The sequence below is a fragment of the Klenkia sesuvii genome, assembly GCF_037083825.1.
GTDB classification, from domain to species: Bacteria; Actinomycetota; Actinomycetes; order Mycobacteriales; family Geodermatophilaceae; genus Klenkia; species Klenkia sesuvii.
In genome coordinates this window covers 1-20,199 of sequence record NZ_JBAPLU010000015.1, presented here as the reverse complement: position 1 = coordinate 20,199, position 20,199 = coordinate 1, and the positions used below count along the sequence as shown (strand labels likewise).

The window sequence follows — 20,199 nt, the reverse complement described above, 5'->3', positions numbered from 1 at the left end:
TGGCGCGGGCCGCCGCCGGAGGAGTCAGCCGACGAGCAGGGCGCGGGCGCTGACCCGCGGCGCCGCGGCCCGCACGCCGAGGGCGACCACCACCACGGCGGCCGCCCCGACGGCGGCCACGGTCACCGGCAGCGGACCGCCGGTCGCCGCGATCGCGAGCACGCCCCAGACGACGGCCGCGGCGAACGGGCCGGCCGCCACCTGGGCGTTCAGGACGACGAAGGCCCCGATCAGCGCCACCGCCACCAGCGCGGCCACCGCGGCGACCGTCGAGTACGTCGCCGCCGGGTCGGCCCCCAGCGCGACGCCGGTGTTGCCCACGTTGGCCACCGGCGCGACGGTCACCCAGCCCAGCAGCAGGCCCGCCGTGGCGGCCGGGAGCACCCGGGCGGCGCCGGTGAGGTCGTGCTGCACCTCGCTGCGCTGCAACCGGGCGAAGCCCACGGCTGCGGCGGCGGTGATCCCGAAGATCAGCACCTGGGCGACGTACTGCCAGGCCCCGCCGAGGGGGTAGACGACCTCCCAGACCGTGTTGCCGAGGAACGCCAGCGCCAGCGGCCACCCGGTCACCCGGTGCACCAGCCGGCTGCGCTGCGCGGGCAGCGCCTGGTAGACCGCCCAGGCCAGCGACCCGAGGAAGACCACCCCCCAGATGGAGAACGCGTAGCCGGCCGGGGTCACCAGCGAGCGGGCACCGTCGCTGACGTCGCCGACGCTGCGGCCCGAGATCAGGGTGCCCAGCGGGCTGCCGACGATCTGGGCGACGGCGGCCACCACGACCGCCGCGACCCTGGTGGTGTCCTTCATGGTTCGCTCCTCGCACGCTGCTCGACGACGAGATGTCTCTACCGTGGAGAGACCTGGCCCAAACCGGAGGTGACGATGGACCCCGCCCACCGCGAGGTGGTCCTCCTCCTCCGCCAGGTCGCGGTCGAGAGCAACCGCACGGCCGCCGTCTTCGGCGACGCGCACGACCTGCACCGCACCGACCTCGACGCCCTCGCCGTGGTGGTCGGCGCCGCGGTGGCGGGGCGCGCCATGACCCCGGGACGGCTGGCCACCGAGCTCCGGCTGTCCTCACCGGCCACCACGGCGCTCGTCGACCGGCTCGAGCGCAGCGGCCACCTCGTGCGCGAGCGCAGCAGCACCGACCGCCGTCAGGTGGTGCTGCGGGTGCAGGACACCGCCCGCGAGCTCGCCCGGGAGTTCTTCACCCCCATGGCCGACCGGGTCGGCGCGGTCCTGGCGGACATGACCGACGACGAGGTGCAGGTGGTGGGCGCGTTCCTGCACCGCGCGGTCGAGGCACTGCGCCCCCCGGTGCGCGACTGAGGCATGTTCGGCGGCCGGCCCGGCGGGGCACCACCCGACGGTGGACGACCTGCTGCGCTCCCTCCTGCACACCCCGCGCGGCACGGGGCTCGTGGTGATCGCCGCCGTCCTGGTCGTCGAGGCCGGTTTCCTGGCCGGCATGCTGCTGCCCGGCAGCACCGCCGCGCTCGCGGCCGGGTGGCTGTCTGTCAACCGGGGGTTGCCCCTCGCCCTGGTCATCGCCGTCGTCACCGCGTCCACCGTCGTCGGGGCCCACCTGTCGTGGTGGCGGGGTCGGCACACCGCGGCCCCGGCGAAGGTGAAGGGACGGCTGCGCCGCCTGCTCGGCCGGGTCTTCGCCGGCCTGCGGCAGCACCCCCTCGTCGTGGTCGCCGTCGCGCAGTGCGTCGCCGGCACCCGCACCCTCACCCCGCGCGCGGCGGCCGCGGCCGGGGTGTCCTACCGCCGGTTCACCGTCGCCCAGCTGGCCGGCGCCACCGCCTGGGCCTCGGTGATGGTGGTGAGCGGTACCACCGCCGCCTCGCTGGTGCCGCCGCTGGACCCCGACCTCTACGCCGTCGTACCACTGGTCGTCGGCCTGCTGGTGGCCGCCGTGCTCGCCGTCAAGCTGGTCCGCCGCCGCCGGGCCGCCCTCGCCACGCCCGCCCCCGTGGCCGCCGGGGCCTGACCCCGGCCGGACCGCCGGTCAGGTCCGCAACCGGGGCGGGTCACCCACGGCGGCGACGTCCAGCGCCCGCGCCCACGCCGCGAGCCCGGGCCCGTCCACGCCCAGGGCCGCGGCCGCCTCGGCGGCCGCGGCCACGTGCCCGGCGCCGCGGTCGAGGAGGGTGCGCGCCCCGGTGGCGTTGCCGCGCGCCGCGTGGGTCAGCCCGACGGCCAGCTGGGCCAGCCCGCGCCAGAGCTCGCGCTGCTCGGGCGGCCCGGTCTTCCAGGCGTCCTCCAGCACCTCGTGGGCGTGGAAGGGGCGCCCGGCGTCGAGCAGCTCCTGCGCCTCGGCGAGGGTCTGCGCCGCCGAGCGGACGACGCCTTCCGGCGCCCGCGGCTCCCCCGGCACCCCGTAGGGCAGCGGCCGGCCGAGCCCGTCGCGTGGGCGGGCGTTGCGGGCCCGGCCCTCCTCGTCGCGGTCGCGCACCATGCCCCCACCCCACCACCAGGTGTCCACCAGGTGGACGGGCACCCCCTGGGTTGCCCCGGCGCGAGCACGGGGGGCACCCTGGGGAGCGAGGACGGTCCGCCCCGCGCAGACCGCCCCCGCACCGACCCGCGGTCGTCGTCGACCGGTCCGGACCTGGAGGGGGTGGCCACGCCCGTGCACGGCACCGATCAGCACCTGGTCCCGCTGGCCGACGTCGCGGCCGCCCGCGAGCACGTGCACGCGACCGCCCTGACCCCGGCCCCACCCGGCCCCGTGGGGCTGGAGCTCGAGGCGCACCTGGTGGACCTCGCCGACCCGGGCGCGCGCGTGCCGTGGTCCCGGATCACCGCAGCCGTCGCCGCGCTGCCGCCGCTGACCGGCCGCAGCCGGGTGACCCTGGAGCCCGGCGGCCAGGTCGAGCTCTCCGGCCCGCCGGAGCCGGACGTCGTCGCGGCCGTGGCCGGGTTGCGGGCCGACGTCGCGGTGGTCCGCGGGGCGCTGCGCGCCGACGGGCTGGGCCTGGCCCCGCTGGGCACCGACCCGCTGCGGCCCACGGGCCGGGTCAGCCCCGGCCCGCGGTACCGGGCCATGGAGCGGCACTTCGCCGCCGTCGGCTGCCCGCGGGCGGGCGCGGCCATGATGACGTCGACGGCGTCGCTGCAGCTCAACCTCGAGGCCGGGGTGGGTGCCGAGCAGCGCGACCGGGTGGCCCTGGCGCACGCCCTGGGCCCGGTGCTGGTGGCCGTCTCCGCGAGCTCACCCCTGCTGGCCGGCCGCGAGACCGGCTGGGCCTCGACCCGGCAGCAGGTGTGGGGCGACCTCGACCAGGCCCGCTGCGGGCCGCTCCTGGGCCGTCGCGAGCCGGCCGACGAGTGGGCCGACTACGCCCTGGCCGCCCCGGTGATGCTGGTGCGCTGGACCGACGACGGCGGCGCCGAACCGGTGACCAGCAGGGTGCCGTTCGCCGACTGGGCGGCCGGGCGGGTCCTGCTGGGCGGCCGCCGTCCCTCGGCCGGCGACCTCGACTACCACCTGACCACGCTGTTCCCGCCGATCCGGTTGCGCGGGTTCCTGGAGGTCCGCTACCTCGACGCCGGCCCGGCCTGGCCGGCGCTGGCCGCCCTGGTCGCCACCCTGCTCGACGACCCGGTGGCCGCCGACCGGGCCGCCGAGGCCTGCCTGCCCGTCGTCGGTCGCTGGACCGACGCCGCCCACCACAGCCTGGCCGACCCCGCCCTGCACGCCGCCGCCCGGGCCTGCCTGGCGGCCGCGGCCGACCGGGTCCCCGCCGGCCTGCGCCCCGACCTGCACGCCCTGGCCGAGCTGGTCGAGGCCGGCCGCAGCCCGGGGGACGCCGTCCTGACCACCGCCCGCACCGCGGGACCCGAGGCCGCGTTGCTGGCGGCCACCGAGGAGGACCAGTGACCGACATCGACACGGTGGTGCGCGACCTCGCCGCGGCGCGGGAGCGCACCCTGCACCTCACCGACCTCGACGAGCCCGAGCTGCTGCGCCAGCACGACCCGCTGATGAGCCCGCTGGTCTGGGACCTCGCGCACATCGGCCAGCAGGAGGACCTGTGGCTGCTGCGCGGCGGCGAGGCCGGGCGCTGCGGCATCCTGCGCCCCGACGTCGAGCAGCTCTACGACGCGTTCACCCACCCCCGCGCGGTCCGCGCCCAGCTCCCCCTGCTGCCCCCGGTCGAGGCCCGCGGCTACGTCGCCGAGGTCCGCGGCCGGGTGCTGGACCGCATCGCCGACGCCGACGCCTTCGAGGTCGCGATGGTCGTCAGCCACGAGCAGCAGCACGACGAGACGATGCTGCAGACCCTGCAGCTGCGCTCGGGCCCGGCGCTGCTGGGCACGGGCACCCCCCTGCCGCCCGGGCGCACCGGCGTGGTCGGCACCCGTGTCCTGGTGCCCGGCGGCCCCGTGCAGATCGGCGTCGACGGCACGAGCGAGCCGTTCAGCCTGGACAACGAGCGGGGTGCGCACACCGTCGACGTCCCGGCGTTCGAGATCGGCCGGGTGCCGGTCACCAACGCTGAGTACGAGCAGTTCATCGGGGACGGCGGCTACGCCCGCCCCGAGCTGTGGACCGACCGCGGCTGGCAAGTGCGCACCGACATGGGCCTGCAGCACCCGATGACCTGGCACGGCGACGGCACCCGCACCCGCTTCGGCACCCGGGAGGAGGTACCCGGTGACGAACCGGTCCAGCACATCACCTGGTTCGAGGCCGACGCCTGCGCCCGCTGGGCCGGCGGCCGGCTGCCCACCGAGGTCGAGTGGGAGAAGGCCGCTGCCTGGGACCCCGGCGCCGGCCGGCGCCCCCGGTTCCCCTGGGGATCCACCGAGCCGACCCCGGAGCTGGCCAACCTCGGCGGCACGGCGCTGCGCCCGGCCCCGGTCGGCGCCTACCCCGCCGGCGCCTCGGCCTACGGCGTCGAGCAGCTCATGGGCGACGTCTGGGAGTGGACGTCGTCGGACTTCACCGCGTGGCCCGGTTTCACCCCGATGCTCTACGCCGACTACTCCGCCCCGTTCTTCGGCGGCGACTACAAGGTGCTGCGCGGCGGCGCCTGGTCGGTGGGCGCGTCGATCCTGCGGCCGAGCTTCCGCAACTGGGACCACCCGCAGCGCCGGCAGGTGTTCAGCGGGGTGCGGCTGGCCTGGGATGTGTAGGCACCGTGTGTAGGCACATCGCGTACCTGGGGAGGCCCCGCAGCCTCGCGTCGCTGGTGCTGGAACCGCCGTCCGCGCTGCTGGTGCAGTCCTACGCCCCCCGGCGGCAGCGGCACGGCACGGTCAACGCCGACGGCTGGGGCGTGGGCTGGTGGGCACCCGACCGCGCCGAGCCCGCCCGCTGGCGCGCGGCCACCCCGCTGTGGGGCTCGGCTTCGTTCGCGTCGGTGGCACCGGCGGTGACGTCGTCGTGCGTGCTGGCCGCCGTGCGGTCGGCCACCGTCGGCATGCCGGTCGACGAGACCGCCGCGGCGCCGTTCACCGACGGCCGCTGGCTGATCTCGCACAACGGCCGCGTCGACCGCGCCGTCCTCACGCCCGCGCCGGGCGCGGAGTCGGTGTGCGACAGCGCGCAGCTCGCGGCGCTCGTGCTCGACCGCGGCGTCGACGCGCTCGGCGACGTCGTCGTCGAGGTCGGGACGGCGGACCCCGCGGCGCGGCTGAACCTGCTGGCCGCCGACGGCACCCGGCTGCTGGCCACCACCTGGGGCGACACCCTGTCGGTGCTCGAGCTCGACGAGGGCACCGTGCTGGCCAGCGAGCCCTACGACGACGACCCGCGCTGGACCGACGTCCCCGACCGGCACCTGGTCACGGTCACCCCCGACGGCACCACCCTGGAGGCCCTGCAGTGAGCTTCACCCTGACCGACCACCTCGGCCCGGTCGACGCCGGCGCCGCGCTGCGCGCCGACGTGCGGGCCGGCCTGACCGCGACGCCGAAGACCCTGCCGCCCACCTGGTTCTACGACGCCCGCGGCAGCGAGCTGTTCGACGAGATCACCCGGCTGCCCGAGTACTACCCGACCCGGGCCGAGCGTTCGATCCTGGCCGCGCACGCCGACGAGGTCGCGGTGCTCTCCGGGGCCGACACCCTGGTCGAGCTGGGCAGCGGGACGTCGGAGAAGACCCAGCTGCTGCTCGAGTCGCTGACCACCGCCGGCACCCTGCGCCGGTTCGTGCCCTTCGACGTCGACGCGTCGGTGCTGCGGCACGCCGGCCAGGTGATCGGCGAGCGGTTCCCCGACCTCGCGGTGGACGCCGTCGTCGGTGACTTCACCGAGCACTTGGGCAAGCTCCCCCACGAGGGCACCCGGTTGGTGGCCTTCCTCGGCTCGACCATCGGCAACCTCGAGCCCGGGCCGAGAGCGGCGTTCCTGGCCGACGTGGGCGCGATGCTCGACCCCGGCGACTGGTTCCTGCTGGGCACCGACCTGGTCAAGGACACCGGCCGGCTGGTCACCGCCTACGACGACGCGGCCGGGGTGACCGCGACGTTCAACAAGAACGTGCTCGCGGTGGTCGACCGGGAGCTCGACGCCGACGCCGACCTGGACGCCTTCGAGCACGTGGCGCTGTGGGACCCGGAGAACTCCTGGATCGAGATGCGGCTGCGCTCGGTGCGCGACCAGGTGGTGCACATCGGCGCGCTGGACCTCGACGTCCCGTTCGCCGCGGGCGAGGACCTGCGCACCGAGGTGTCCACCAAGTTCACCGTCGAGGGCGTCGAGGCCGAGCTGGCGGCCGCCGGGCTGCGGGTCGCCGAGTGCTGGACCGACCCGGACGGGGACTTCGCGCTGACCCTCGCGACGCCTTCCTGATTTTCTTCGCGCGCGCTGCATCCGGGGCGGGGGGTTCGGCGGAAGTGGGGGTGAGAGCACCACCCACTCCACGGAAGGACACTCGATGACCCCGCTCCGCAGGACCCTCGTCGTCGGCGCCACCGGCGCCCTCGCCCTCGGCGCCTTCGCCGCCCCGGCCTTCGCCGCGGAGGACACCGCAACCGTCTCCGTCCTGCACGCCGTCCCCGGCGTCCCGGTCGACGTCTACGCCAACGGCGAGGAGCTGATCCCGGACTTCCAGCCCGGCACCCTGACCGACCCGCTGCAGCTGCCCGCCGGCACCTACGACCTGGCCATCTACCCGGCCGGCTCCGACCCGGCGAGCACCCAGCCGGCCGCCTCCGCGGACGACGTCAGCGTCCCGGCTGGCGCAAACGCCACGATCTCCGCGCACCTGACCGCCGACGGCACCCCGGTGCTGACCCCCTACGTCAACGACACCTCGGCGGTCCCGGCCGGCCAGGCCCGGGTGACCGTCCGCCACAACGCCGCGGCCCCCGCCGTCGACGTCCGCGCCGGCGGCCAGGTGATCGTGCCCGACCTGTCCAACCCGGACGAGGCCAGCCTGGTGACCGCGGCGGGCACCGTCTCCGCCGACGTCGTGCTGGCCGGCACCGACACCGTCGCCATCGGCCCGGCCGACCTGACCCTGGCCGAGGGCACCTCGACCGTCGTCTACGCCTGGGGCTCGGAGGACGCGGGCTACCAGCTCGCCGTCCAGACCATCGAGGGCACGCACTCCAGCCCGTCCGGCGTCCCCGGCGGCTCGGCGGGGCTGCTGGACAGCAGCGTGCCGCTGCCGGTCGTCGGTGCCGCACTGCTCGGCATGGTTGCCCTCGGCCTCGGTGCCCGGCGGCTCACCGCCGAGCGCGGCTGACCCGGGGCCACCCGTGCGCCCGGGGGTGCGCGTCCCCGTCCTGCTGGTCGTGCTGGGCGTGCTGCTCGCGGTCGGCGTGCCGACCGCCTGGCTGCTCACCCGGCCGGGGACGTCGGACGGCCCGCCGGTCGCCGAGGTGGTCGCCAGCGCGTCCGGTCCGGCGGCGTCCCCCTCCCCGGGGTTGGGTGCAGCCGGACCGGACCCGGCCGGGTCGGGTGGGTCGTCGGGGGTTCCCCTGCCCCCGGTGACCGCCCGCCCGGCCACCCCTCAGGTCGCCCCGGCCCTACCCGCACCCACCCGGCTGGTGGTGCCCGCGCTGGGCATCGACGCCCCGGTCGACGCCGTCGGGGTCGAGCCGGACGGGAACATGACGATCCCCGAGGACGTGTCCCGGGTCGGCTGGTACCGGTTCGGCCCCGCCCCCGGCGCGCCGGAGGGCTCGGCGGTCCTGGCCGGGCACGTCGACGACGCCGAGCAGGGCCTGGGCGCGATGTCCCCGCTGGCCAGGACGTCGGTCGGGGACCAGGTGCAGGTCACCGACGCCGCCGGCGGCTCGACCACCTGGCAGGTGGTGGCCCGCGAAGAGTTCAGCAAGCAGTCGGTGCCGCTGGCTGACCTGTTCGCCCGCAGCGGTCCGCCGCGGCTGGTGCTGATCACCTGCGGCGGCCCGTTCCTCGCTGACATCCGCTCCTACGAGGACAACGTCGTCGTGGTCGCAGAACCGGTCTGAGATGCCGTTTCCGCTGCTCAACCCTAGGGTCGACGGCATGGTCGCCATGGACGCGTCGCCCCCGCCGGCCACCGACGACCCCTCGGACGACGAGGTCGGACGCCGGTTCGCCGCCGGCGACGAGCAGGCCCTCGCGTGGGCCTACGAGCGGTGGGCAGCCCGCCTGCACGGCATGGCGGTGCGGGCGGTGGGCCCGGGCCCCGAGGCCGAGGACGTCGTGCAGCAGACCTTCGTCTCCGCCTGGACCGGCCGGCACCGGTACCGCCCCGACACCGGTCCGCTGCCGGCCTGGTTGACCGGGATCTGCCGGCACCGCATCGCCGACGCCTGGGCCCGCCGCGAGCGGGACCGCCGCGCCACGACCGCTGCCGGCGCCGCCGGCGCGCCGCCGTCCGACGAGCCGCTGGACCGCGCGGTCACCGACCGGGTGCTCGTCCTCGGCGCGCTGGAGCAGCTCGGCCAGCCCCAGCGCGGCATCATCGAGCTCGCGTTCTTCGCCGACCTGACCCACGGCGAGATTGCCGACCGCACGGGCCTGCCGCTGGGCACGGTGAAGAGCCACATCCGGCGGACGTTGGAGCGGTTACGGACCAGGTTGGAGGTGCCCGGTGACCCACTGCGCGCCTGAGGACCTCGCCGTCGCCGCGCTCGGCGAACAGCTGCCGGCGGCCGACGCCCGCCACCTCACCACCTGCCCGACCTGCACCGCCGAGGTCCGTTCGCTGCGCCGGGCGGTCGAGGCCGTCGCCCCCGCCGACGTGCCCGAGGACGGCCCGCCGATCCCCGTGTCCGACCGCGTCTGGGCCGCGGTCGCCGCGCAGACCGGGGTCACCGCCACCCCGCGGTCGGCCGGCCCCGCCCTCGTCGGCCTCCCCAGCCCCGTCGACGCCTCCACCCCGGCACCGGCGGACGACACGACCGCGGCCGCACCGGCGCTGCGGGCGGTGCCGGCGTCCCCGGCCGGTGCGGAGGAGGCCGGCACTTCGGTCGGGCCGGCCCGCCGGTCGACCCGCCGGCGCTGGGTGGTGACGAGCGCGGTCGCGGCCGGTCTGCTCGTCGGGGTGGCCGTCGGCGCCGCCCTCACCCGCGACGCCGGCACCCCGGTCCCCATCCCGGGGACCGCCGTCGCCTCCGCCCAGCTCGACCCGTTCGGCGACTGGGACAGCTCCGGCGAGGCCACCCTGACCGAGACCGACGGCCGGTGGGACCTGCAGGTGCAGCTGACCGCACCGCCGCCGGCCACGGACGGGTTCTACGAGGTGTGGCTGCTGTCCGCCGACCGCGGAGCGCTGTCGCTGGGGAACCTGGAGGGCGCCTCCGGCAGCTACGTCGTGCCCGAGGGCGTCGACCTGGCCGACTACGACACCGTCGACGTGTCGCTGGAGCCCTACGACGGCGACCCGGAGCACTCCAGCGACTCGGTCGCCCGGGGCACGCTCCGCTGAACGTGCAGGGCACGATGACCCGGTGACGATCCCCCACCCCGACCTCGGGGCCGCCTGGCGCGCCGCCCGTCCCCGACCGGCCGGGGTGCACCTGGACTCCGCGGCCTGCAGCCGGCAGTCGGCGAAGGTGCTCGACGCGGTCGCCCACCACGCCCGGCACGAGGCCGAGGTCGGCGGGTACGTGGCCCAGGAGTCGGCGGAGATGCTGCTGCAGCAGGGCCGCTCGGTGCTGGCCGGCCTGGTCGGGATGGCCGCGGCCGACGTCTCGTTCACCGAGAGCGCGTCGTCCTCCATCCGGATCCTGCTCGACGCCTGGCGGTTGCCGGCCGGGTCGCGGGTCGCCGTCCTGCCCGGTGAGTACCACGGCAACCTGGCCGCGCTGACCCACCACGGCCTGCAGCCCCAGGTGCTCGCCGCCGACGACCTGGGGCGGGTCGACGTCGACGCGCTGGCCCGGCTGCTGCGCTCGCAGCCGCCGGCGGCGGTGCACCTGACCGTCGTGGCCAGCCACCGCGCCGTCGTCCAGCCCTGGGTCGAGGTGTCCCGGCTGTGCCGGGCGACCGGGGTGCCGCTGGTGGTGGACGTCGCGCAGGCGCTCGGCCAGGTGGACTGCGACGTCCCCGCCGACGTCGTCTACGGGACCTCGCGCAAGTGGCTGGCCGGGCCGCGCGGGGTCGGCTTCCTGGTCACCCGACCCGGCGTCCGGGCCGGCCTGAGCCCGGTGCAGGGCGACCCGGCCGACGCGCTGTCCTACGAGACCCACGACGCGCACCTGGCCGGCCGGGTCGGGCTCACCCTGGCCGTCGGCGAGCACCTGGCCGCCGGACCGGTCGCGGTCCGCGAGCGGCTGGCCGGCATCGGGCGGGCCGTGCGGGAGGCGCTGGCCGAGGTCCCGGAGTGGCAGGTCGTGGAGCCGGTCGACGAGCCGACCGCGGCCACCACCCTGACCGGGCCCGACGTCGTGACCGCGCACGCCCGGCTGCGCGCCGAGCACGGCATCGTGACCACGCTGTGCCTGCCGTCCCGGGCACCGGGCGAGCTGACCGAGCCGGTCCTGCGGGTCTCGCCGCACCTCGACGTCACCGAGGCCGAGGTGGAGACCCTCGCCGCGGCCCTGCCGCTGCGCTGACCCCGGTCGGCGCGCGGTGTCGACGCGCTCCGCGGCCGGCGGGTCGTACTCGCTACCCGGGTCGACCGGGTTCGGCCCGGCCGTCGAAGGCCGCCTGCAGCTGCGCTCGGCCGGCCTCGGTGGCCCGGCCCCACAGCCGCAGCCGCGCCATGCCGCCGTCGGGGAAGACGTCGAGCCGCACCGCGACCACGCCCGGGGCGTCGGTCAGCAGGAAGCGGTGCCGGGTGTCGGGCTGCAGGCCGGTGCGGGGCAGCAGCTCCACCTCGGCACCGTCGGCGGTGCGGCCGGTCAGCGCGGCCGCGCCCGGGGCGTTGCCCAGGAAGTACGAGGTGTCCAGCTCGGCGAGGGCCACGACACCCTCGCAGGCCAGCTGCACGTCGACCCAGTCGTTGCCGCCACCCCGCCGGCGCGCGTTCTCCCAGCCGCCGCCCATGTTCGCGGCGTCGCCCCGGCCCAGCAGCTGGTGCGGGCTGCCGTAGAAGGCGTTGCTCACCGCCGTCACCCGGCCACCGTTCTCCAGCGCCGCCAGGTCGAAGGGGCCGGCGTCGAGGTACCGGGGGTCGGGGACGGCGGTGCCGTGCACCCGGAAGCGGGCCACCCCGCCGTCGGGGTGGATGGTCAACCGCACGTGGGTCACCCGGGGGCCAGGGGCGACGTCGAAGGCGTTGGCGGTGCCGCCGGCGAGGTCGACGCGGGGCAGCAGCGGCTGCCAGTCGGCGGCGACCAGCTCCTCGACCGACGGGTGACCCTCGACGGCGAGGGCCTGCACCGAGGCCTGCGGCGGGTAGTTGCCCAGGAAGAACGCGGTGTCCACGACCACGCCGGCCACCACGCCCGGGGTGCCCAGGCGCACGATCGCCCAGTCCTCCCCGGGCTCCCGGCGGCGGCGGGTCTCCCAGCCGTCGTACTCCTTGCCCTTGTGCCCGAAGTCGGGCCGGGCCACGGCCGGCCCGGGCAGCACGAGGTTCTCCCGCGCAGCGAAGAACTCGTCGTTGGCGGCGACCACCGCGCCGCCCTGGGCGCGGTCGGCGAGGTCGGGCAGCGCGGTCCAGGCAGGTGCGGTCACGGCGTCACTCTGGCAGAGCCACCGCGGTCCAGGAGCCGGCCCCGCGGGGGGCCGCCGTCGAGGTAGGTGCCGCGCAGCCAGACCCGCCGCACGACGCCCACGAGCTCGCGGCCGGCGTAGGGCGTGACCGGGTTGCGGTGGTGCAGCTCGCCGACGGTCGACCGTGCGTCGGGGGCGAAGGCGACGAGGTCGGCGTCCTTCCCGACGGCGATGCCGCCCTTGGTCGGCAGGCCGGCGAGCGCGGCCGGCGCAGCCGACATCAGCTCCACCACCCGGGTCAGGGGCACCCCGCGCGCCCGGGCGCCGGTCCAGACCGCGGGCAGGGTGACCTGCAGGCCCGCGATGCCGCCCCAGGCCAGCCCGAAGTCGCCGACGTCGAGCCGCTTGAGCTCGGGGGTGCACGGCGAGTGGTCGCTGACCACCATGTCGATGACCGGGTCGACCGCGCCGTCGGCCAGGGCGGTCCACAGCTCCTCCCGGTGCGCGGCCTCCCGGATCGGCGGGCAGCACTTGAAGGCGGTGTCGCCGTCGGGCACCTCGTCGGCGGCGAAGGTGAGGTAGTGCGGGCAGGTCTCGACGGTGATGCGGACGCCGTCGGCACGGGCCCGGCGCAGCAGCGGCAGCGCGCCGGCGTCGGCCAGGTGGACGACGTGCACCCGCGCTCCGGTGACCGCCGCGGCGGCGACCAGCCGGGCGATGGCGGTCTCCTCGGCGGCCGGCGGCCGGGAGGCGAGGAAGCCCGCGTACCTGCGGCCCGCGGGGTCGGGTGCGGCCGCGATGGTGTCCTCGTCCTCGCAGTGCGCGATGAGCAGGCCGTCGACGGCGGCGAGCTCGGTGAGCGCAGCCAGCAGGCCGGCGTCGTCCAGCGGCGGGAACTCGGGGACGCCGCTGTCGAGCAGGAAGCACTTGAAGCCGACCACCCCGGCGTCCAGCATCGGCCGCAGCTGGCCGACGTTGCCGGGCACCGCGCCGCCCCAGAAGGCGACGTCGACCGACACCTGGCCCAGCGCGGCCGCGCGCTTGACCGCCAGCCCCTCGACCGTCGTGGTGGGCGGGATCGAGTTGAGCGGCATGTCCACGACGGTGGTGATGCCGCCGGCCGCGGCGGCGCGGGTGGCGCTGGCGAACCCCTCCCACTCGGTGCGGCCGGGTTCGTTGACGTGCACGTGGCTGTCGACCAGCCCGGGCAGCAGCACCTCGTCGTCGTCCAGCGTGGTGACCTCAGCGTCCCCTCCGCCGCCGAGGTCGTCGAACCCGGTGACGGCCACGACCCGCCCGTCGGCGACGTGCACGGCAGCGGGCCGCTCCCCGTCGGGCAGCACCACGCGGCGGGCTCGGACGATCACAGGGCCTCCTCGGCGGGTGCGGCGCCCTCGAGCAGGGCGAGCCGGCGCAGGGTGGGCGCGAGCCGCTCGCCCCAGGCGGTGGCCACCCAACCACGGTCCAGCGGCAGCCGGACGGCGTCGGTGTCGGTGGCCCGGTCCCGTGACCGGCCCAGGTGGACGGTGCTGGCGTACGCGCGCGGCGCCACCGGCGGCGACCAGGCCGCCGCCCCGGGGCCGAGGCCGACCGTGGTGTGCAGGACGGGGACCCCGCCCCGCTCGACCCGGGTGGTGCCGGTCCAGCGGCCGGGCTCCTCCCCGACCCGGCCGAGCTGCACCTGCTCGGTGGCGGTGAGCTCGGCGCCGTCGTCGAGCTGGGCGTGCAGCAGGGCGCGGTGCCGGGCACCGCGGGTGACGACGGTCGGCTCGAACCGCAGGTCGAGGGCACCGCCCACCTCCGCGTGCACCCGCTGCGCCGAGGGCGGTGAGTCGCCCCGGGCGGGGAGCACGACGGCGGCCGCGACCGTGCGGACGGCGAGCCGGGCGCCGGGCTCGACCACGAGACGGAGCTCGGCGTCGTCGCCGCCGAGCGGCCCGAACGCCGTGGCGACGAGGTGCACGGTGGTCGGACCGGTGCGGCGGACCGCCAGCTGGCCCGAGGACCGCACGACCGGCAGCACGGTGCGCCCGCCCGGACCGGCCCGGGCGACCACCTCGACCAGCGTCCTCACGCGTGCTGGGCGGCCCGGCTGCGCAGCTGCTGGCGCACCCAGGCGGCCACCTCGGTGGCGGCCGGGTCCTCGCGCAGCGAGATGAGCAGGGTCGGCTTGTCGGCCCGCACCGCGGCCGAGTCGCGCCGCATGACGTCGAGGTCGGCCCCCACCAGCGGGGCCAGGTCGGTCTTGTTCACCACGAGCAGGTCCGAGGCGGTGACCCCCGGCCCGCCCTTGCGGGGCACCTTGTCCCCGCCGGCGACGTCGACCACGAAGATCTGGACGTCGACCAGGCCGTAGCTGAACGACGCGGTGAGGTTGTCCCCGCCGGACTCCACCAGCACCAGCTCCAACCCCGGGTGCCGGGACTCCAGCAGCTCGACCGCGTCGAGGTTGGCGGTGATGTCGTCGCGGATGGCGGTGTGCGGGCAGCAGCCGGTCTGCACCGCCTCGATGCGGTCGTCGAGCAGGACGGCGTGGCGGCGCAGGAAGTCGGCGTCCTCGGTCGTGTAGATGTCGTTGGTGACGACGGCGAGGTCGAGCTCGGCGCCCAGGGTGCGGCACAGGGCTGCGGCCAGCGCGGTCTTGCCCGAGCCGACGGGGCCGCCCAGGCCCACCCGCAGCGGGCCGTGCCGGTGGCCGCGCGCGGCGGGGTCGTCGTAGGGGTCGACGTAGTCGTCGAGCAGGTGGTCCGGCGGCATGGTCGCTCCCGGGGGTCAGGGGGTGGGCGGGTCAGGAGGCGAAGTAGCGGTCGCCGCGGTCGGCATGCACCTCGGCGAGCAGGTCGAGCAGGGGGTCGGTGTCGGCCGGCAGCCAGCTCGGGTCCGGGTCGGCCCCGTCGGCGACCCGGGCCGCGACGTCGTCGACCTCCGCGGTCAGCCGGGCGGTGACGGTGGCGACGGTGATCGGGTCCATGGCCAGCAACCGCTGCGCGGCGGTGGCCGAGCCGGTGATCGACAGGTAGGCGGCGGCCTGCGCGGCGTCGGCGGGATCCAGCCCGCCGGCCGCGGCGGCCACGCCCAGCGCGAGCGGGTGGTGGGGGTGGGCGGGCAGTTCGTCCCAGAGCGGGCCCGGCCAGGCTCGCCGGCCCACCCGGACCAGGCCACGGCCCTGCTGGCGGGACGCCTGCCGCAGCGCCGGCGACGGGGTGCGCGCGTCGGCCTCGGCGTCGAGCCGGGCCAGCGCGTCCGCCAGGCCGGTGGCCCTGCCGGTGACCCCGCCGGTGGCCCCGCCGGCTGCCCGGCACGCGGCGGCCGCCAGACCCGCGGCCGTGGCTCCGGCCGTCGTCAGGCGGCGGCGGAGGAACACCTCCAGGCTGCGGGGGTCGTGCACGACCCCCGCAGCGATGGCCTGCTCGACGCCCCCGGAGTGCGTGTGCCCCCCGGCGGGCAGCCGGGAGTCGGCGAGGGTCAGCAGCGCAGCGGTCACGGTCAGAACAGGAAGTAGCGCTGAGCCATGGGCAGCTCGGCGACCGGCTCGGGCTCCCAGACCTCGCCGTCGACGGACACGGTGAAGGTGTGCGGGTCGACCCGGATGTCGGGCAGCGCGGTGTTCTCGGGCATGTCGGCCTTGGCGAGTCGGCTGGTGTCGGTGACCGCGGCCAGCCGTCGGCCGACCGCGAGCCGGTCGGCCAGGCCCGCGTCGAGGGCGGCCTGCGCGACGAAGTGCAGCGACGTCTGCGCCGGCACCGCGCCGTACGCGCCGAACATCGGCCGGGGGTACACCGGCTGGGGGGTGGGGATCGAGGCGTTGGCGTCGCCCATCTGGCCCCAGGCGATCATGCCCCCCTTGAGCACCACGTGCGGCCGCACGCCGAACAGCTTGGGGTCCCAGAGCACCAGGTCGGCGAGCTTGCCCGGTTCCACCGAGCCGACCTCGCCGTCGATGCCGTGCGCCACGGCCGGGCAGATCGTGTACTTGGCGACGTAGCGGCGGGCCCGGGCGTTGTCGGCCGCGCCGTCGCCGGGCAGCGCCCCGCGGCGCCGCTTCATGACGTGGGCGGTCTGCCAGGTGCGCATGACCACCTCTCCGACCCGGCCCATCGCCTGGGCGTCGGAGCCGATCATGGAGATGGCGCCGATGTCGTGCAGCAGGTCCTCCGCGGCGATGGTGGTCGGCCGGATGCGGCTCTCGGCGAAGGCGAGGTCCTCGGGCACGGAGCTGTCCAGGTGGTGGCAGACCATGAGCATGTCGAGGTGCTCGTCGAGGGTGTTGACGGTGTGCGGCCGGGTCGGGTTGGTGCTGCTGGGCAGCACGTTCGCCGCACCCGCGACCGTGATGATGTCGGGCGCGTGCCCGCCCCCGGCGCCTTCGGTGTGGTAGGCGTGGATGCTCCGCCCGGCGATGGCGGCGAGGGTGTCCTCGACGAACCCGGCCTCGTTCAGGGTGTCGGAGTGCAACGCCACCGGGACGCCGTACCGACCGGCGACGGTGAGCGCGGCATCGATGGCCGCGGGCGTGGAGCCCCAGTCCTCGTGCAGCTTGAAGCCGCTGGCGCCGGCCCGGAGCTGCTCCTCCAGGGAGGCGTGCGAGACGGTGTTGCCCTTCCCCAGGAGCGCCACGTTGACCGGCCACACGTCCATCGACTCGAGCATGCGGGCCAGGTACCAGTCGCCCGGGGTGATCGTCGTGGCCTTCGAGCCCTCGGCCGGACCGGTGCCGCCCCCGATGAGGGTGGTCACGCCGGACCCCAGCGCCGTGGGCACGATCTGCGGGCAGATGAAGTGCACGTGGCAGTCGATGCCGCCGGCGGTGAGGACCTTGCCGTTGCCGGCGAGCACCTCGGTCGCCGGCCCGATGACCAGGTCGGGGTGCACGCCGTCCATGGTGTCGGGGTTGCCGGCCTTGCCCAGGGCCACGATGCGACCGTCGCGGATGCCGACGTCGGCTTTCACGACGCCCCAGTGGTCGAGCACCACGGCCCCGGTGATGACCAGGTCGGGGGCGCCCTCGGCGCGGGTGGCGCGCCCCTGGCCCATGGACTCACGGATTACCTTGCCCCCGCCGAACACCGCTTCCTCGCCGGCCAGGCCGGGGCCACCGGAGCGGTCCTCGGTGACCTCGAGGAGCAGGTCGGTGTCGGCCAGCCGGATGCGGTCCCCGGTGGTGGGGCCGTACAGCTGGGCGTAGCGCTCGCGGGACAGCTGGACCATCAGCCCAGACCTCCTTCGGCGGTGAGCCCGGGGACGACCCGGGCGCCGGCCAGGGGTACGAGCAGGACGGTCTGCTCGATGCCGGGCTCGAACCGCACGGCGGTGCCGGCGGCGATGTCGAGGCGGTGACCGTGGGCCGCGACGCGGTCGAAGAGCAGCGCCGCGTTGGTCTGCGCGAAGTGGAAGTGCGAGCCGACCTGGACCGGCCGGTCACCGCTGTTGACGACCTCGAGCTCGACGCGGGGTGCACCGGGCAGCGTCTCGATGACGCCGTCGGCCGGGATCACCTCGCCAGGGACCACGCTCACGGGATCGGGTGGTGGACGGTCACGAGCTTGGTGCCGTCGGGGAACGTCGCCTCCACCTGCACCTCCTCCAGCAGCTCGGGGACGCCGTCCATCACGTCGTCACGGGTGAGCACGGTGCGACCGGTCTGCATGAGGTCGGTGACCAGGACGCCGTCGCGGGCCCCCTCGAGGACGTGGTCGGCGACGAGCGCGGTGGCCTCGGGGAGGTTCAGCCTCAGGCCTCGGGCGCGCCGGCGGCGGGCGAGCTCGGCGGCGTAGCTGAGCAGCAACCGTTCCTGCTCGTGCGGGGTGAGGTGCACACGTCCTCCGTCTCGGGTCCCCCGGACGCTAACCCGTGGGTGTGACGGTCGTGTTGCCACGGGTCTTGCCCACCAGCCGCGGTGAGTTCTATGGTTCATTACATGAGTAATGAACCAGGGAGCCTCGGCACCTCCCGCGACCGCCCCCGGCCGGCGTGAACGACGACGCCGGCCCGATCTTCCTGCAGATCGCGGCCCAGGTGGAGAACGCGATCGTCGACGGCTCCCTCCCCGAGGACAGCCAGGCCCCCTCGACCAACGAGCTGGCCGCCTTCCACCGCATCAACCCCGCCACCGCGGCCAAGGGCCTGCACCGCCTGGTCGACGACGGGGTCCTCCACAAGAGACGAGGAGTCGGGATGTTCGTGTCCCCCGGCGCACGCGAGCAGCTGCTCGCACGCCGCCGCACCGAGTTCGCCACCCAGTACGTCGTGCCCCTGCTGACCGAGGCGGCCAAGCTGGGTATCTCCGCCACCCAGTTGGCGGCCATGATCGACCAGCACCGGGATCAGGCATGAGCGCCGCCACGCTGGACGACGTCACGGTGCGCTTCCGCGGGCAGACCGCCGTCGACGGCGTCAGCACCGAGCTGCGCACCGACTGCATCACCGGGTTGCTGGGCCGCAACGGGGCCGGGAAGACGACCCTCATGCAGCTGCTCACCGGCCACCGCGTCCCGACCGCCGGCCGGGTCCGCGTGTTCGGGGCCGATCCCTACGAGAACGACGCCGTGCTCAGCCGCGTCTGCTTCGTGAAGGAGAGCCAGCGCTACCCGGACCACTTCCGGGTCTGCGACGTGCTGTCCAGCGCGGCGATGCTGTTCCCGGACTGGGACGAGGACGTCGCCCGCAGCGTGGTGGCCGACTTCGACCTCCCCCGCCGGCGTGCGGTCAAGAAGCTGTCACGGGGGATGACGTCGATGGTCGGCATCGCCGTGGGCCTCGCGTCCCGGGCGCCTCTGACCTTCTTCGACGAGCCCTACCTGGGGCTCGACGCCGTCGCCCGCCAGCTGTTCTACGACCGCCTGATCGCCGACTACGCCGAGCAGCCCCGGACGGTCGTGCTGAGCACGCACCTGATCGAGGAGATCGGCGACCTGCTCGAGCACGTCCTGCTGGTCGATCGCGGTCGGGTGCTCCTGGACGAGGACGCCGAGGCGCTGCGCGGCCGGGCGCTCACCGTGTCCGGGCCGACGGCTCCGGTCGACACCTTCGCCACCGGGCGCCGCGTCCTCCGCTCGGAGGCCGTGGGGGCCTACACCCGCGCGGTCGTGGAGACGCCCAGCGCCGACGCCCGGGCCACCGCCGTCGCAGCCGGGCTCTCGTGCGAGCGCACGTCCCTGCAGCAGTTGGTCGTCGCCCTCAGCCAGCCCGCCACCCCCGACCTGCAGGAGACCCTCCGATGAACCGCACCCTCGCTGCGGCACGGCTGCACGCCGTGCACGCCCTCGTGGCCATCGGCGTGCCCTGGCTCGTCGTCGGTTCGAGCTTCGCGATCAACCTGGCGATCTGGGCAGCCATGCCTGCCGACGCACGCAACCAGGGCGGCACCGGCGGCCTCGTCTCGATGTACATCGCGGTCGCCATCGTGTTCCTGCAGTCGGTCACGCAGCTGTTCCCCATGGCGATAGGTCTGAGCCTGACCCGGCGGACCTTCTACCTGGGGACGCTGGTGGCGGCGGGGCTCCAGGCCCTCGTCTACGGGGTGGCGCTGACCGTCCTGGCGCTGGCCGAGCAGGCGACGTCCGGCTGGGGTGTGGACCTGCGCTTCTGGGCGCCAGGTCCGGTCGACGTCGGCAACCCGGCTCTGCAGGTCCTCGTCTTCGGGGTGCCGATGTTCCTCGCGGCGTCGGTGGGCATCGGCCTCGGCGTCGTCATCAAGCGCTGGGGGCCGGCGGGCATGTGGACCCTGACCATCGGACTGCTCCTGGCCACCGGCAGCGCCGCGGCACTCATCACGTGGCGGAGCGGGTGGCCGGCCGTTGGGGCGTTCTTCACCGACACGTCGATGATCGCCCTGCTGCTGGCCGGCCCCGCCGTCGTGGCCGCAGCCGTCGCCGCTGCCGGGTTCTGGGGGCTACGGCGGGCTGTTCCCTGACCCGTGTTCGCCGGGGGTCCGCGCCCGGCGGGCCGGACGCCCGGCCGGACACGAGCACATTGCGTCAGGAACGCATCAAGGGGGTCACAGCGTGTGTGCTGCGACCCCCTTGATGGAATGGTGTCCGGCGGCGTCCTACTCTCCCACCCAGTCCCCCGGGCAGTACCATCGGCGCTGAGAGGCTTAGCTTCCGGGTTCGGAATGAGACCGGGCGTTTCCCTCTCGCCAT

General features: G+C 75.9%; 24 protein-coding genes and 1 rRNA gene. 14 read left to right on the top strand and 11 right to left on the bottom strand.

What is annotated here, in order from left to right; genetic code table 11:
- Window positions 1–24: 24 nt before the first annotated feature.
- Window positions 25–807: a TspO-related membrane protein gene (locus tag TEK04_RS14450; protein ID WP_336405050.1), complete on the bottom strand. Its 783-nt coding sequence runs from the start codon at window positions 805–807 to the stop codon at window positions 25–27.
- A 75-nt stretch (window positions 808–882) separates the two neighbouring features.
- Here TEK04_RS14450 and TEK04_RS14445 point away from each other — a divergent pair, with 75 nt between their 5' ends.
- Both TEK04_RS14445 and TEK04_RS14440 read left to right on the top strand, forming a co-directional pair.
- Window positions 883–1,332 carry a MarR family winged helix-turn-helix transcriptional regulator gene (locus tag TEK04_RS14445; RefSeq protein ID WP_336405049.1) on the top strand — a complete coding sequence of 150 codons (450 nt, stop codon included), beginning with the start codon at window positions 883–885 and terminating at the stop codon, window positions 1,330–1,332.
- Window positions 1,333–1,372: 40 nt separating this feature from the next.
- Window positions 1,373–1,999: a DedA family protein gene (locus TEK04_RS14440; RefSeq protein WP_336405048.1), complete on the top strand. Its 627-nt coding sequence runs from the start codon at window positions 1,373–1,375 to the stop codon at window positions 1,997–1,999.
- Window positions 2,000–2,017: 18 nt separating this feature from the next.
- On the opposite strand, the gene TEK04_RS14435 is transcribed toward TEK04_RS14440, so the two are convergent.
- Window positions 2,018–2,467 carry a DUF309 domain-containing protein gene (locus TEK04_RS14435; protein ID WP_336405047.1) on the bottom strand — a complete coding sequence of 150 codons (450 nt, stop codon included), beginning with the start codon at window positions 2,465–2,467 and terminating at the stop codon, window positions 2,018–2,020.
- Between the two features lie 174 nt (window positions 2,468–2,641).
- On the opposite strand from TEK04_RS14435, the gene egtA reads away from it, so the two are divergent.
- From egtA to egtE, 9 genes are all read left to right on the top strand, one after another.
- Window positions 2,642–3,892 (top strand): ergothioneine biosynthesis glutamate--cysteine ligase EgtA, encoded by a 1,251-nt coding sequence (egtA, locus tag TEK04_RS14430; RefSeq protein ID WP_336405046.1) that lies wholly within the window; start codon window positions 2,642–2,644, stop codon window positions 3,890–3,892.
- Window positions 3,889–5,151: an ergothioneine biosynthesis protein EgtB gene (gene egtB / locus TEK04_RS14425; RefSeq protein ID WP_336405045.1), complete on the top strand. Its 1,263-nt coding sequence runs from the start codon at window positions 3,889–3,891 to the stop codon at window positions 5,149–5,151. Before egtA ends, egtB begins: the two co-directional genes overlap by 4 nt.
- 5 nt (window positions 5,152–5,156) lie before the next feature.
- Window positions 5,157–5,846: an ergothioneine biosynthesis protein EgtC gene (gene egtC / locus TEK04_RS14420; RefSeq protein ID WP_336405044.1), complete on the top strand. Its 690-nt coding sequence runs from the start codon at window positions 5,157–5,159 to the stop codon at window positions 5,844–5,846.
- The gene (gene egtD, locus TEK04_RS14415; RefSeq protein WP_336405043.1) at window positions 5,843–6,811 is read left to right on the top strand and encodes an L-histidine N(alpha)-methyltransferase; all 969 of its coding nucleotides are present in this window, start codon (window positions 5,843–5,845) and stop codon (window positions 6,809–6,811) included. Before egtC ends, egtD begins: the two co-directional genes overlap by 4 nt.
- An 85-nt stretch (window positions 6,812–6,896) precedes the next feature.
- Window positions 6,897–7,709: a DUF4397 domain-containing protein gene (locus TEK04_RS14410; RefSeq protein ID WP_336405042.1), complete on the top strand. Its 813-nt coding sequence runs from the start codon at window positions 6,897–6,899 to the stop codon at window positions 7,707–7,709.
- Between the two features lie 25 nt (window positions 7,710–7,734).
- The gene (locus tag TEK04_RS14405) at window positions 7,735–8,439 is read left to right on the top strand and encodes a class F sortase (RefSeq protein WP_336405041.1); all 705 of its coding nucleotides are present in this window, start codon (window positions 7,735–7,737) and stop codon (window positions 8,437–8,439) included.
- Window positions 8,440–8,476: 37 nt separating this feature from the next.
- Entirely contained in the window at window positions 8,477–9,067 is a 591-nt protein-coding gene (locus TEK04_RS14400) for an RNA polymerase sigma factor (RefSeq protein ID WP_336405040.1), read from the top strand.
- Window positions 9,048–9,884: an anti-sigma factor gene (locus TEK04_RS14395; RefSeq protein ID WP_336405039.1), complete on the top strand. Its 837-nt coding sequence runs from the start codon at window positions 9,048–9,050 to the stop codon at window positions 9,882–9,884. The genes TEK04_RS14400 and TEK04_RS14395 overlap by 20 nt, the downstream gene beginning before the upstream one ends.
- A gap of 22 nt (window positions 9,885–9,906) precedes the next feature.
- Window positions 9,907–11,013, top strand: coding sequence for an ergothioneine biosynthesis PLP-dependent enzyme EgtE (gene egtE / locus TEK04_RS14390; RefSeq protein ID WP_336405038.1), 1,107 nt, complete (start codon window positions 9,907–9,909; stop codon window positions 11,011–11,013).
- Window positions 11,014–11,065: 52 nt separating this feature from the next.
- Here the strand turns inward: egtE and alc are convergent, their stop codons facing one another.
- The 8 genes from alc to TEK04_RS14350 are packed head-to-tail and all read right to left on the bottom strand — an operon-like array spanning window position 11,066 to window position 17,873.
- Window positions 11,066–12,079, bottom strand: a complete 1,014-nt coding sequence (gene alc / locus TEK04_RS14385) for an allantoicase (protein ID WP_336405037.1) — start codon at window positions 12,077–12,079, stop codon at window positions 11,066–11,068.
- Entirely contained in the window at window positions 12,076–13,425 is a 1,350-nt protein-coding gene (gene allB, locus TEK04_RS14380) for an allantoinase AllB (RefSeq protein WP_336405036.1), read from the bottom strand. The genes alc and allB overlap by 4 nt, the downstream gene beginning before the upstream one ends.
- Window positions 13,422–14,132, bottom strand: coding sequence for an urease accessory protein UreD (locus TEK04_RS14375; RefSeq protein WP_336405035.1), 711 nt, complete (start codon window positions 14,130–14,132; stop codon window positions 13,422–13,424). The genes allB and TEK04_RS14375 overlap by 4 nt, the downstream gene beginning before the upstream one ends.
- Window positions 14,129–14,815 carry an urease accessory protein UreG gene (ureG, locus tag TEK04_RS14370; RefSeq protein ID WP_336405034.1) on the bottom strand — a complete coding sequence of 229 codons (687 nt, stop codon included), beginning with the start codon at window positions 14,813–14,815 and terminating at the stop codon, window positions 14,129–14,131. Before ureG ends, TEK04_RS14375 begins: the two co-directional genes overlap by 4 nt.
- Before the next feature lie 31 nt (window positions 14,816–14,846).
- Window positions 14,847–15,542: an urease accessory protein UreF gene (locus TEK04_RS14365; RefSeq protein ID WP_336405033.1), complete on the bottom strand. Its 696-nt coding sequence runs from the start codon at window positions 15,540–15,542 to the stop codon at window positions 14,847–14,849.
- A 2-nt stretch (window positions 15,543–15,544) separates the two neighbouring features.
- Complete coding sequence (locus tag TEK04_RS14360; protein ID WP_336405032.1) at window positions 15,545–17,266, bottom strand: urease subunit alpha; 1,722 nt, start codon at window positions 17,264–17,266, stop codon at window positions 15,545–15,547.
- Entirely contained in the window at window positions 17,266–17,574 is a 309-nt protein-coding gene (locus tag TEK04_RS14355) for an urease subunit beta (RefSeq protein WP_336405031.1), read from the bottom strand. The genes TEK04_RS14360 and TEK04_RS14355 overlap by 1 nt, the downstream gene beginning before the upstream one ends.
- On the bottom strand, window positions 17,571–17,873 hold the full coding sequence (locus tag TEK04_RS14350; protein WP_336405030.1) for an urease subunit gamma: 303 nt from the start codon (window positions 17,871–17,873) through the stop codon (window positions 17,571–17,573). Before TEK04_RS14350 ends, TEK04_RS14355 begins: the two co-directional genes overlap by 4 nt.
- Window positions 17,874–18,028: 155 nt before the next feature.
- Between TEK04_RS14350 and TEK04_RS14345 the strand changes: the two genes are divergently transcribed.
- Genes TEK04_RS14345 through TEK04_RS14335 form a run of 3 tightly spaced genes read left to right on the top strand, consistent with a single transcriptional unit; the run spans window position 18,029 to window position 19,970 of the window.
- Window positions 18,029–18,391 (top strand): GntR family transcriptional regulator, encoded by a 363-nt coding sequence (locus TEK04_RS14345; protein WP_336405029.1) that lies wholly within the window; start codon window positions 18,029–18,031, stop codon window positions 18,389–18,391.
- Entirely contained in the window at window positions 18,388–19,278 is an 891-nt protein-coding gene (locus TEK04_RS14340) for an ABC transporter ATP-binding protein (protein WP_336405028.1), read from the top strand. The genes TEK04_RS14345 and TEK04_RS14340 overlap by 4 nt, the downstream gene beginning before the upstream one ends.
- Complete coding sequence (locus TEK04_RS14335; protein ID WP_336405027.1) at window positions 19,275–19,970, top strand: hypothetical protein; 696 nt, start codon at window positions 19,275–19,277, stop codon at window positions 19,968–19,970. Before TEK04_RS14340 ends, TEK04_RS14335 begins: the two co-directional genes overlap by 4 nt.
- 122 nt (window positions 19,971–20,092) lie before the next feature.
- On the opposite strand, the gene rrf is transcribed toward TEK04_RS14335, so the two are convergent.
- Window positions 20,093–20,199, bottom strand: a 5S ribosomal RNA gene (gene rrf, locus TEK04_RS14330); the annotation flags it as partial.

Excerpts from the sequence above, each read along its gene's own strand:
- TEK04_RS14450 (WP_336405050.1), bottom strand. The coding sequence starts at position 807 with ATGAAGGACACCACCAGGGTCGCGGCGGTCGTGGTGGCCGCCGTCGCC.
- TEK04_RS14445 (WP_336405049.1), top strand. The coding sequence starts at position 883 with ATGGACCCCGCCCACCGCGAGGTGGTCCTCCTCCTCCGCCAGGTCGCG.
- TEK04_RS14435 (WP_336405047.1), bottom strand. The coding sequence starts at position 2,467 with ATGGTGCGCGACCGCGACGAGGAGGGCCGGGCCCGCAACGCCCGCCCA.
- TEK04_RS14410 (WP_336405042.1), top strand. The coding sequence starts at position 6,897 with ATGACCCCGCTCCGCAGGACCCTCGTCGTCGGCGCCACCGGCGCCCTC.
- TEK04_RS14400 (WP_336405040.1), top strand. The coding sequence starts at position 8,477 with ATGGTCGCCATGGACGCGTCGCCCCCGCCGGCCACCGACGACCCCTCG.
- ureG (WP_336405034.1), bottom strand. The coding sequence starts at position 14,815 with ATGCCGCCGGACCACCTGCTCGACGACTACGTCGACCCCTACGACGAC.
- TEK04_RS14360 (WP_336405032.1), bottom strand. The coding sequence starts at position 17,266 with ATGGTCCAGCTGTCCCGCGAGCGCTACGCCCAGCTGTACGGCCCCACC.
- TEK04_RS14340 (WP_336405028.1), top strand. The coding sequence starts at position 18,388 with ATGAGCGCCGCCACGCTGGACGACGTCACGGTGCGCTTCCGCGGGCAG.
- TEK04_RS14335 (WP_336405027.1), top strand. The coding sequence starts at position 19,275 with ATGAACCGCACCCTCGCTGCGGCACGGCTGCACGCCGTGCACGCCCTC.